This window comes from Iodobacter sp. BJB302 (genome assembly GCF_002735645.1).
GTDB lineage: Bacteria > Pseudomonadota > Gammaproteobacteria > Burkholderiales > Chitinibacteraceae > Iodobacter.
In genome coordinates this window covers 1-13,278 of sequence record NZ_PDZG01000096.1, presented here as the reverse complement: position 1 = coordinate 13,278, position 13,278 = coordinate 1, and the positions used below count along the sequence as shown (strand labels likewise).

Genomic DNA, 13,278 nt, shown 5'->3' with positions numbered 1-13,278 from the left:
ACTCGGAACTGGAGCTGGCAAGATGAAGTGCAATTGAACCCCGACCGGGCTATTGAGCCTAAAACAAGCGAGGAATTACAGGTCGCTTAAATCGTAAAAACATCTCAACTATCTTGACAATTACCGACCGCCCTGCCATCTTGCTTTGGCTCAAATATTTCATTTTTAAGACAAGCTTACAAATGTTTTGTAAGTACGCGGCGTATTTGCTTGATTCTTTTTTGAAACTTCTTACAAAGACCACCATGAAACGCATCGAACTATCGCATCGCTTAACCAAATCCCAGGGTAAATTTATCTCTGTTGCCATTTGCGCCGTCACCGGCATGATGATTTTCGGCAGCGCAGCCGCCGCACCGAAGATGGTCGTCACCACTGAGTACACCGCTGCTGTGGACAGCAATAATGAAATTAATGGCAATGAAGGCGGCGGTTTTTTTGTTGAATCGGGCAAATTAAATATCTCAAACGCCACCGTCAAAAACTTCACCACCAAGGGTGGCGACGGCAGCGGTGGCGGTGCGGGTTTGGGCGGCGCTATTTTCATTAACAGCGGCGCAGAAGTCGTGCTGGATAATGTGAATTTCTCAGGCAATTCGGCCGTGGGCGGAGATGGTGGGAAAGGCACGGTTGGGGGCAGCTTAAATGGTCTCACCAAAAACCAGGCCAACACAAGTGGCGTCAACGGTGACGATGCTAAATCGGGCTCAGCCTATTTCAACGGCGGCAATGGACTCAATGGCTACAACGGTGACGATGGCAGCGAAGGCGGCACAGGTGGCTCGGGCGGATCTGGCTCCGACGGCTCTGCAGTCAGCGCTGACACGGTCAAAGCGGTTGCCGATCAAGTCTATAACATTGCTGTAGCCGTAAGAAATGCAGCGGCTGTAGGCGGACATACTGCAGCTGTTTCTGCCGCTACCGCTGGCCTCGTCACTGCGGGTTTAGCGCCAGGGCTGGGTACAGTACTTGCAGCAGACGTTGCACAAGTTATTGCCGATGGCGTAAAAGCAGGGGTTGATACGGCCTACCTGATTGCCAGCACGGTTGAAGTGTTAAAACACGGATCTGCGGGCCTTGGCGGCGCCGGAGGCAGCGGCGGCGATGGCGGCAAAGGCCTCGCATTCCTGGGCGGTGGCCAGGGTGGAAAAGGCGGAAAAGGTGGCGATGCGTACAACGACTCAAGAGCAGTCGGTGGCGCAGGCGGCAGCGGCGGTGCAGGCGGCACAGGCGGCTTTGGCGCGGGTGGCGGTCAAGGCGGCGATGGCGGCAGTGACGGTAGTGACGGCAATGATGCCACCCACGCCCACGACCCGGGTGATGGTGGCGACGGTGGTAAAGGCGGCTTTGCTGCGGGCAAAGGCGGCATGGGAGATGGCGGCAATGCAGGCAACCGTGAAGGTGGCGCAGGCGGCTCTGGCCTTGGCGGCTCGATTTTTGTTCGCGCAGGCGGCAAGCTCACCATCAAAGGCGATGCCACATTTGATCGCGGCAATGTAAGTGGCGGCAGCGGCGATAATAATGACGATCATCAGGGCGAGGCAGGCAAAGAGGCTGGCTCAGATCTCTTTATGATGAAAGGCTCAACCGTTGTTCTGGATGCAGGCAAGGGCAAAACCATTACCTTTAACGGCAGCATTGCCGACGACAGCAAAACAGGCTTAGATGGCTCTGGCATCGCCAGCGGCAACGGTGCAGATCTCACCGTTAAAAGCGGGCTGGTGGTATTTAACGGCGCAAACACCTACACCGGCCAGACCAAAATTGAAGGCGGTGCTTTACACGCCAAAGACGGCGAAGGCATCCACGAGCACAGCAATATCAACTTCACCGGCAATCATGATGGCGGTGTACTGGAAACCAGCGGTAAGTTTGACCGCTATACCGGCACAGCCAAAGACCGCGTGCAATGGACAGGCTCGGGTGGCTTTGCAGCAGCAGGCGGTGATTTAGAAGTCAGCCTGAACGGCGGCAGTGAACGCACATGGGGCCAGGAAGGCTTTGTGGGCGGCAATAATGCGCTGATTTTTGGCTCGGACACGTCCACCGACAATGTCACCTTTAAAAACGCCATTAATATCGCGGGTGGCACAGCCACCATTCTGCTTAACCCAGGTCAGGCAGACGGCAAACACGCACAAATGGATGGCGTGATTTCCAACGGCAGCCTGGTGGTGGGCGATGCCAGCCATAAGGGCGAGCTGATTCTGAATGCGCACAATACCTACGCAGGTGGCACCACCATCAAGGCAGGCAATCTGCAACTGACCGACAAAGCCTCGCTGAATAAAGATGGCGCAGTTGTCGTTGAAAAAGAGGCCCGGTTTGATCTGACCAAGACCGGCGACCAGGCCATTGGCACGCTGGCAGGCGCAGGCAAAGTGGCGCTGGCCGCGAATACCCTGACGCTGAATCAAGGCGGCGACACCACTTTTTCTGGCGTGATCAGCGGCGAGAAAGGCAATCTCATCAAGCAAGGTGCAGGCAATCTCACCCTGTCTGGCGACAACACGTATCAAGGCCAGACCCAGATCAAGGCAGGCACGATGACACTGGATGGCAGCTTAGTCAGCCAGAGCGTGGATATTTCTGCAGGCGCGGTGCTGATCAATAACAAAGGCGGCCTGCATCAGGACGCCAAGCTTAATAATGACGGCACGCTTAATCTGAATACCAATGACACCGTTGCCAGCCTCACCAACACCGGCACGATCAACGGCCGTGACAACACGCTGACCGCTAAAACCTATGCGCTAAACGATGGCTCAACCATCAATGCCAACCTAGGCAAGGGTGAGCTGACCGCCAATGGCAACGTCGTACTCAACGGCAGCAGTGCCGCAGAAAAAGTCAATGTAGCCAGCGGCAAAATGATGCTGGGCAGCGGCGAGCGTCTGGACGACAACAGCGATGTAACCGTGGATGGCCAGCTGGTCTTGGGTGGCAATGAAACCATAGGCACGCTGGCAGGCAGCAAGGCTGATGGCGTACTGGAATTATCCGGCAGCCAGCTGACCCTGCAGCAAAACAAAGACACCACCTTTGCAGGCCAGATTAATGATACGCAGGGCAATAAAGCCAGCGTATTAAAACAAGGCACAGGCACCCTCACCCTGACGGGCGACAGCGCTTACCTTGGCAAAACCACCATCACCCAGGGCGGCATTACGCTGGAAGGCACACTGGCCAGCATTGATCTGGACGTGCAAAAAGACGGCACGCTGAGCAACAACCAGGGGGGCTTATCTGCACTGGCTAAGCTCAATAATGATGGCGTGCTTAATCAAAACCAAAACGACACCATCAAAACCCTGGTGAACACGGGCACGATCAATGCAAGCAGCGATGGTAAAGCCACGCTGACCGCAGAAACCTATGCACTGAACAATGGCTCGGTGATTAACGCCAATCTGGGCGCAGGCGAATTAAGCGCCCAGGGCAATGTGCTGCTCAACGGCACAAGCGCTGCCAGCGACGTTTTTGTTAAAAATGGCGTGATGACTTTAGGCAAGGCCGAGCGTTTACTGAACAGCAGCGATGTTGTCGTGGACGGCAAGCTGGTCATGGGCGGAGATGAAACGATCGGCACGCTGGCCGGTGCAGCCAGCGGCGTGGTGGAATTATCCGGTGGCAAGCTGGCACTGGTTCAAAACCACGACACCATCTTTGACGGCGTGATTCAGGATAAGGAAGGCGATAAAGGCAGCCTGGTCAAACAAGGCTCGGGCGAAATCACCCTCAATGGCGACCATACCTTCAGTGGCGACACCACCGTTGATGGCGGCAAGATGCAGCTGAACGGCACGCTAGTCAGCCAGACTGTGCACGTTAAGCAAGGCACGCTAACTCTGGGATCAGTCGAGCGCCTGCTCGATTCTGCCGATGTAACAGTCGACGATCAGCTCATCATGGGCGGCAATGAAACCATCGGCACGCTGGCCGGTGCAGCCAGCGGTGTGGTGGACTTAAACGGCGGCAAGCTGACACTGGTGCAAGAAAAAAACACGACGTTCTCTGGCCAGATTAACGACAGCCTTGGCAATCAAGCCAGCGTATTAAAACAAGGCAAAGGCACGCTGACGCTTAAAGGCAAAAGCCATTACCTGGGCGACACCACCATTGCAAATGGCGGCATTACGCTGGATGGCTCGCTGGCAAGCCTGAATCTGGATGTGCAAAAAAATGGCACGCTGAGCAATAACCAGAGTGGTTTATCTGCACTGGCTGCACTCAACAACGATGGCGTGATCAATCAAAACAGCGATGACACAATTAAAGCGCTGGTCAATACCGGCACCATCAACAAAAGCACCGATGGCAAAGCCACGCTGACAGCGGATACCTATGCGCTGAACCAAGGTTCTGTGGTTCACGCCAATCTGGGCACAGGGATTGTAACCTCCAATGGCCAGGTCGCACTGAACGGCACAAGCTCCGCCCAAACCGTAAATGTAGACAGCGGCGTGATGACACTGGGAGCAGCAGAGCGTTTACTGGACAGCAGCGATGTAACGGTCAACGGCAAGCTGGTGATGGGCGGCAATGAAACCATCGGTACGCTGGCAGGCAAGGCAAGCGGCGTGGTGGAATTGTCCGGCAGCAAACTAACGCTAGAACAAAACCACAACACCGTATTTGATGGCGTGATTCAGGATAAAGACGGCGATAAAGGCACGCTGCTGAAACACGGCACAGGCGAAATCACCCTCAATGGTGATCACACGTTCAGTGGCGACACCACGGTTGATGGCGGCAAAGTGCAGCTGAACGGCACCCTGGTCAGCAAAACCGTGCACATTAAGCAAGGCACGATGACCCTTGGCGCCGCTGAACGCCTGCTGAACACCAGCGATGTAACCGTTGACGACACCCTGATCATGGGTGGCAATGAAACCATAGGCACACTGGCTGGTACCACAGCCAAGGCCATCGTTGATCTGAATGGCGGCAAGCTGACGCTGCAGCAAGAAAAAGACACGCTCTATGCGGGCCAGATTGATGATGCAAGTGCCTCACAAGGCAGCGTGCTTAAGCAAGGAAAAGGCACGCTGGCGCTCACCGGCAACAGCCATTACCTGGGCAACACCACCATCGCACAGGGTGGCATTACCTTAGATGGCACGCTGGCCAGCCTGAATCTGGACGTGCAAAAAGACGGCACGCTCACAAACAACCAGGGCGGCCTTTCTGCACTGGCTAAGCTAAACAACGACGGCATCGTTAATCAAAACAGCGATGACACCATTGCGGCGTTAATCAACACCGGCACCATCAATGCAAGCGCGGACGGCAAAGCCACCCTCACGGCCAAAACCTATGCGCTGAACGATGGCTCGGTGATTAACGCCAATTTGGGCACAGGCGTGGTGACATCCAATGGCAAGGTTGCACTGAACGGCACCAGCACGGCCCAAACCGTGAATGTGGCCAGTGGCACCCTGACTTTGGGCTCTGCAGAGCGTTTGCTGAATACGAGTGATATCAGCGTCGATGGCAAACTCATCATGGGCGGCAATGAAACCATCGGCACGCTGGCGGGCAAGGCTAGTGGTCTTGTTGATCTTAATGGCGGCAAGCTGACCCTGCTGCAAAATAAAGACACCCTGTTTGCGGGCCAGATCAATGACGCGCAAACCGGCAAGGGCAGCGTGGTCATACAAGGCACAGGCACCATCACCCTGACGGGAGCAAACCATTACATTGGCGATACCCGGATTGAGAATGGCGGCATCACGCTGGATGGCACGCTTGCCAGCCTGAATATCAGCGTGCAAAAGAACGGCAAGCTGACGAATAATCAAGGCGGCCTGGCGGATCTTGCTCAGCTCAATAACGATGGCATCGTTAATTTAAACCATGACGACACCATTGCCGCGCTGAGCAACACCGGCACCATCAACGCCAGCCTAGATGATGGCAAAGCCACCCTCACCGCTAAAACGTACGCGCTGAACGGTGGATCTGTCATCAACGCCAACCTTGGCTCAGGCAGCCTGATTGCCAATGGCAATGTTGCGCTCAACGGCACTAGCGCTGCTGAATCGGTCAAAGTTGATTCTGGCATCACCACCCTGGGCGCGGCAGATCGTTTATTGGATACCGCCAAAGTCAGCATTGCGGGCAAGCTGGTGCTGGGCGGCAATGAAACGATCGCTCAGCTTACTGGCGTCGGCGAGCTGGATTTAAACGCGGGCAAATTAACGCTGCAGCAAAACACCGACAGCCTGTTCAGCGGCCAGATTAGTGATGCATCCGGCAAGGGCAGCTTTGTAAAACAAGGCAGCGGCATGCTGAGCATGACGGGCGAGAGCAGCTACAAGGGCGCAACCCGCATTGAGCAAGGCGCAATCACGCTCAGCGGCAAGCTGGCCAGCCAGGATGTTTATATCGCCCGCCCCGCCACACTGAATGACCAAAATGGCGGCTTATCGGCAACGGCTAAGCTCAGCAACGATGGCACGCTGAAAATCGATGCTAATCAAAAGATTGCCAGCCTGAGCAACAGCGGCAACATCATTGGTAACGGCACCTTAAGCGCAAGCAACTATGCCCTGAACGATGGCTCGGTGGTCAATGCCAATCTGGGTGACGGCACGCTGGAAACCCACGGCAAAGTCACGCTAAATGGCACAAGCGCGGCAGAAAACGTGCATATCTATGATCAAAGCGCGCTGACTTTAGGCGCAGCAGAGCGCCTGAATAAAAACGCCACGGTGCAAATTGATAAAACGGGCGAAATGATCCTGGCAGGCGGCGATCAAACGATCAAAACCCTGAACGGATCAGGCACGGTGAACTCCACCACCCATAAGCTGATCGTCACCAACGGCGGCGTCTTTACCGGCAAGATTAACGCGGTAAAAACCGATTTAATCAGCACCGGCGGTAAGCTGGATATCAGCGGCGGCAGCAATACCCAAACCGACAGCATCAATGTGCAGAACAACAGCCAGGTTGCAGTGGGCGACACCGCCGTAGTGACCACCGGCACAGCCACCGTAGATAAAGGCGGCGTGCTGTCGCTGAACAATAGCGACAGCATTAAGTACGAAGTGCTGACCGGCGGCGGCATGGTGAACACCAGTACCGGCAGCTTTACCAATAGCAAAAAGGTGCAGGGCTTCTTAAGCTTTAACGGTGATTTACGCAACGAAGGCACGCTGGCTCCGGGTAACTCGCCAGGCATGATCACCGTGCTGGGCAACTACACCGAAGCGGCCACCTTGCAATCTGAGCTGCAAAACACCACCGCCGTAAGCGGCCACGATCAGATCCGTGTGGCAGGCAAAATCACGCTTGAGAAACAAAGCGAGCTGATTGTGCAAACCTACGGTGGCAGCGCCCCGCGCCTGGGTGAGGTCTACCAGATCATGGCAGACCTGGATGGCAAGGCCAAAAAAGTAAGCGGCCACTTTGCCACCGTAAAATTTGATCTGGATGGCGTGGCCGGCAACGGCGCAGCAGTCGTAAACGCCGCCGCCGTATTTGATGTGGCCACCGGCCAGGTGCTCACAACAGGGCTGAACTTAGCGCAAAGCACTTTCGCCGATTTGGGCAGCAACCCTAATCAGCGTGCCGCAGCCGCCGCACTGATGAATATCGCCACAAGCGATGTGGGCATCAACCAGATTGATACTGCCAGCGGCACAGGCAAAAACGCAGGAGAATTCCTGACCGCCAATGGTGCAACAGTCGCCGCTAACGCAGAGCGCCTCACGCCAGAATATTACGGCGCGATCAGCGATTACGCCCTGCTGGGCAAGCGCAGCATGCTGAACCTGCTGCAATCCAGAAGTAATCAGGAGCAAAACTCAGCTTACGCAGGCTATATGCGCAGCGGCGGCCAATCGGCAGGCAACTCGCATATCAGCCGCAATGATTACTACCTGGGCGCAGAATTCAGCGTGAACGAGTCGCTAAAATTAGGCAGCGTCTTAACCGTAAACAGCGGCAAACTGGAAGCGCGCTTTGGCTCAGGCAATGTGAATGGTCAGGCAGTCACAGCCTATCTTGCTTACCAGCCTTTAAGCGATCTGAACATCCTTGCCAGCGTGGCTTACGCCAAATATTCCTACGATCTGGATCGCAGCGGCGTAACGGGCCAGATCACCGGCTCTACCTCCGCACGCGGCATTGATGCCAGCTTAGCTGCCAGCTACAAAGCCTATGCAGATCAGGACTTCACCGTGCTGGCACGCAGCAGCCTCAGCCACGGCAAGGTCATGAGCGACGCCTTTGACGAGCAAGGCTCCAGCCACCGCCTGCAACTGGGCAGCGCAGACGCATCCCAGCTCACCGGGCAGCTGGGCGCATCCTTGATTTGGGGCGCCAAAGATCAGCCCCTGAAACTGGGCGCAGATCTGGGCATTGAGCGCCACTTCAGCGATAAGCGTGACGATATGCAAAGCAAGCTAGCGATTGATCAGCGCGTGAGCGCGCCGGTTCAATTTGTGAAAGACAGAGATCTCACCGCCAATATCGGCTTTAACGCCAGCTACAAACTCAGCAAAGACATCACGCTGTTTGGCAAGGTGGAATACCTGAACGACAAGGAAAGCACTTATAGCGGGCAAACAGGCTTGAATTTTGGGTTTTAATTAAAGCCGCTGGCCGGCAATGCCGGCCAGCACAGCATAAACTATATGCTTCATGCCGCTCACTCAAGCCAAGTGAGCGGTATTTTTTTACTCATAAAAATAACACCCTCATTCTGCATGGCGGCTTTCTCATAGGCGGCGAGCAATCTAAAATAATTACCACCCAGCTATGGCGGAGCACTCGGGCAGAAGGCTTCAAACATTGCTCACGTAGTTATCAAAAAATGCAATTAATACAGACTCATTAATCAACAAACTACAAGAAATAACATTGTTATCGGATTGTTTTGATATTTTCTTCAATATATTGCTGAACAGGCTCTGTTATCTTGGCAACATTGGACCTGCCTTTTAACTGAGCCTTAAGCTTTAATCTTCTGCCATTAGTGAATTTAAAGACAATTGGCCGCTGAAGGATACCTTTAGATATTTTTACGCTTTCTATCTCCTTAAATTTAAATGATTCACTTCCCGAAAATTTCCCAAACATATTCAGCGAATGCAGCATGATATTATTTTTCGTCACCGCCACATAAAAACACTTCATGCTTAGTATTGCAAAAGGGCCAATAAGTAAAAACAACCAGAATTTAAAGGGCTGAATAGCTAAAAAATACCCAACCAATGCATCATCTTTTACTATACGTGATTCGATATGCTCTTGAATTTTTTCTTTTTTCATTTGTTCTTTAAAATAGTAAGTTAAAAATATAAAACCAGTTGATGTATGAATTAGCACTCGAAATATTTCAACAACTGGGGTCAGAACAAAATTAAATCCTACTAATGCTTAAAGCTCAAAAGCAAAAGAAAACGGACTTAACTTTACTCTCTGATCCCAGTTATTTCCAGCAGGCTAAGGCAGCGGGCAATTTTCATGAATCGCAGAAAAATTCACCATTTTTTTGGACATAATCAACGACATTTATACTTTTACTCAAAGGATAAATCCTTAATCCATCGCTAACCAAGACAGCCAAGTGATTACCATCTGGACTCAACAACAATTGGTGTGGTTTTTCATCAGGTAGCTGATACACCCCAACCGTTCTCATACTCTGCCTGCTTATTAAAACTATCTCCCCCGATTCGGTCTTTCGATAAGCTGCCATCCATTTACCATCAGGGCTAACCGACATCACTTTGGCATCATTGGCATTGCAATATGCATAACCAGGTAAAGATTCAAAGGATGGTAGTTTATGCTCTAACAGAGCGTCCTCTGAGGGGAGCAAAAGTGTGTCCATCTTGGTATCGGTTAAAGCAAAACGTACGCTATCGGGCATGCTAAAAGTAGGCGTAATCATCTTTCTCGAAGCTACATTTATCCAGTCTAAGCGGCTCAAAGATGCGTCGCTAGCTAGTAATCGCTTGCCATCGGGCGAAAGTAAAAGTATTGGGCTAATCCAATGTGCGAAGCGCTCTTCAGCGCTACCTAATGGCAGCGGGTCTCTGTCAACCTGACGTCTTGCCATATCCAAAACAGATAAGGAGTTATCTGCCTTGTTAATTACATAGGCATGAAGGCCATCATGGCTAAAAACTGCTGTGGCAGGCCGATTACCTACTTTAAACATATGGACAATAGCGCCTGCCTGAATATCTATTAATGCAACAGAAGAGATTGCCATTGATGGCACAAGCGCCCATTTTTCGTCGGGGCTTATTGCCACAGACTGAGCCCCTATACCACGGCAAGTTTTATCGCAGCCATCGTCTGGGATTTTTAGTTCGGGCCCTTTAATGACTTTTGTTACTTTTCGAGTATTTACATCCACAACCGCTAGGGAGTTGGCCTCTTGATCCGTTATATACAACCGTCGGCCATCGGAGCTAAATATAGGGTTTTGATAGCTATTTGATAGTATTGGCTCCATCGCCAGTACTGAAGCCTCCTCCGCAGAAACGGGCTTAGGTCGAGCTGCCAACTCAGATTTGTGAAGCAAATCCCGCTGCTTTGCCACAATTTCCAGTTCTTTTTGTTTACGCATATCCTTTTGCTGTTTACGAACTTCATCGGCCAATAATCGCAACTCTTCAGACTCAGAGCCTTGAGTTGCTTTAAATACACCGGCTGTTGTTACTGCAACAATAGCAAAATACATCACGCTTCTTTTCCAGGAAGGTCGGTTGAATGCCAAAGCGATCAGCCCCATGGGAAAGCCATACAGCAACCCGCCGATGTGACAGGCTTGATCTACACCAGGCACAATAAAGCCTAAACCTAGGTTCAATAACACGACCTGCCCAAGCTTATTGGACAGTGCATCCCCCTCTTCATGCTCATTAATAGAAGATTTCCACACACAAACCGCAACGGCCAACCCCATCAGAGCACCAGAAGCGCCAATACTGGCGACTAAGCGAGTAACAGGCATCCCAAAAATATTTGTTTCTTGACTCAGGGCATACCACGAGGCACTTACAAAGCCAGCAACAAGTCCTGCGCTTAAGTAAATTGAAATTAAGCCAAAATTACCTAAACGCTTTTGTGCTAATGGCCCAATAAACAGAAGCATGGACATATTAAGCAGCAAATGAATCATTCCGCTGTGAACAAACATGCTGGTTAGCAAACGCCAGTACTCACCAGTCAGTGTTAGCGCTGCAAGATTAGCCCCCCAGTCCAGCAGCACCATTGGTTCAGGGTCTATCCAAGGGACTCCATGGGCCCCCATCCAAACATATACGGCAAGGTTAATTGTAATAAGTAAGGCTGTTGCCCACTGTGTTCGCAATAAACCAAGTGGGTTTATTGGGGCTATTTTGACCAATTCATTCAATTATATATCTCCGCCTCAATTGAAAGACTATTTGAATAGCCTGTCGATTCTTTGGCATCTAATTACCATTTTAAAATGGAGTTTTTAAACAATCCAGCTTGAGACTTAACCCTCTCAAACCCCTTCACACCTAAAAATAAAAATAAAAATCAAGCTGCGCAAATTATGATTTAATAAAATAACCACACGGCAATAGTTGCACCGATACCTATTCCAGCAAAGTAGACCCGCTCCTCTTAATAAAATAAAAGCCATCTACTCCGCAGCAAGCCATGCACATTTATCCACCATAAATTTCCAAATGGTATTGGAAAATCACTTTTTTATTCATTTAGCAACCATTCAAAAAATGGTCCTGAGAAAATTGGGGACAGGCACGGCTAATTATTTAATTAACCGTGCCTGTATTGTATTCCTACATCCAACCCAACCAGCGCAATGGCAATTGCACATCCAAATCTTTATACCAAGCGTAAACGCACCAGCCGCCGATGGCGGTGTAAATAACGGGAAAAAGGTTGTAAGCAATTATGCTTAGCAACGATTTAAGCTCGGATTCGCCGCTTGCCACACGTAAGTCCTTAGGAAAGCGAGGCTCGTAGCTCAGCATCAGCGAGCCGTAATGCCCGCCTACTCCCCAGAACACAAACAAGGGTGTTAAAGCGATACGCAGCCATAAAAAGGAATGACCCAAATCAAAGCCACCTGGCAGATTTAAGCGGGACACCGCCAAGATGCTGGTCAATGGATTAGGCCATTTACTGCGCAGGCGTTTTGGCACGGGCACGGCATCTGCACCATCTTCCATAAAACGGCGGATATATTCCCAGAATGAAAGTAGCTGCTGAAAATCACGGCAGGGATTGCCGACAAAAGCACCATCCACCGCCTGCTCACTATGTGGGTCATCCGATTCTGCTGCCTTGGTAGCGAGTACCAACATGCCACCAGCACCCTGATGATTCGGCATATCTTTTGGCAGCCCTGCCTCTATCATTTCCCAGTCATAAACTTTAACGCCGCCTAAAAATGCAGGCCGAAGAAAATAGACTTGACGGGTTTTACGATTAAAGCGAACGATAAGCCGCCGCATGGTAAAGGCTTCTAATCGCCAGAATTTAAATAGATAGCGGAAAAAACATAGGAAAGAAAAGGTAAAGCTAATAAGTCAATACCAATAACAGCTATTGCTTCGCCATCTATAAGTGACCCATCAGGCTGTAACCCCGTCAATAAAATTGAACTCGTATATTCAAAAACACTTAGCCACCAAGGAATGATGCCATATAGGAAACAGAAGATAACAGGGGTAATTAACCCACGTTTATCATCATTGTAAGTACAGACATCAAGGTAAGAATCAGTTTTAGCATAAATTGCATGATTATCATCCACCAGTTCAGAGCGGCTTTCCCGCACATCTGTCTGACGTGCATCTGGATCATAAACTTCGCCCGCCGACAATGCTTTGCGCTCCTTTTCTTGCTCTTCCTCAGCAATATCTTTCTGGATCTGATCAAACCAGCTACCCGAGCGATGCTTACGCCGCCCTAAAGCAGTAGTCCATTCAAGAAAATACATATTAACTTACCCCTTTTACAGCGGCATCTAGTGCAGCCATTTCTTCTTCTGCACTATCAAAGCCCTTATCTTTTCTATTTTTCCTTAAACACGACTGATCGCACCATGCTTCTAAATCGTTATCGCTAAACAGCCATATAGCGATAGTTAAACCGATACCAATACCAGTAAAAGAGAAAACTGGGGACAGACACAATGCTGTTCACTTTATGATTTTTATTCCCCAGTTATGCCGTTGATTAAGAATTTCCGTGCCTTTTCTACTTGCAAAATGCTTAGTTCGTCGTTTCACAACCCGCGGATTACTGCGTCCTGTT

At 50.9% G+C, this 13,278-nt stretch carries 5 protein-coding genes; 1 reads left to right on the top strand and 4 read right to left on the bottom strand.

What is annotated here, in order from left to right:
- The first annotated feature begins 245 nt into the window (after positions 1–245).
- Entirely contained in the window at positions 246–8,597 is an 8,352-nt protein-coding gene (locus tag CSQ88_RS20420; RefSeq protein ID WP_099399915.1) for an autotransporter-associated beta strand repeat-containing protein, read from the top strand.
- A gap of 274 nt (positions 8,598–8,871) precedes the next feature.
- Here CSQ88_RS20420 and CSQ88_RS20415 read toward each other — a convergent pair whose 3' ends face one another.
- The 4 genes from CSQ88_RS20415 to CSQ88_RS23500 form a co-directional block, all read right to left on the bottom strand.
- Positions 8,872–9,279, bottom strand: coding sequence for a PH domain-containing protein (locus CSQ88_RS20415; protein ID WP_099399914.1), 408 nt, complete (start codon positions 9,277–9,279; stop codon positions 8,872–8,874).
- A 193-nt stretch (positions 9,280–9,472) separates the two neighbouring features.
- Positions 9,473–11,380, bottom strand: coding sequence for a rhomboid family intramembrane serine protease (locus CSQ88_RS20410; protein WP_143449541.1), 1,908 nt, complete (start codon positions 11,378–11,380; stop codon positions 9,473–9,475).
- A gap of 415 nt (positions 11,381–11,795) precedes the next feature.
- Positions 11,796–12,473, bottom strand: a complete 678-nt coding sequence (locus CSQ88_RS23505) for a DUF6708 domain-containing protein (protein ID WP_257212692.1) — start codon at positions 12,471–12,473, stop codon at positions 11,796–11,798.
- Positions 12,474–12,484: 11 nt separating this feature from the next.
- Complete coding sequence (locus tag CSQ88_RS23500) at positions 12,485–12,961, bottom strand: hypothetical protein (protein ID WP_257212691.1); 477 nt, start codon at positions 12,959–12,961, stop codon at positions 12,485–12,487.
- Positions 12,962–13,278 lie beyond the last annotated feature (317 nt).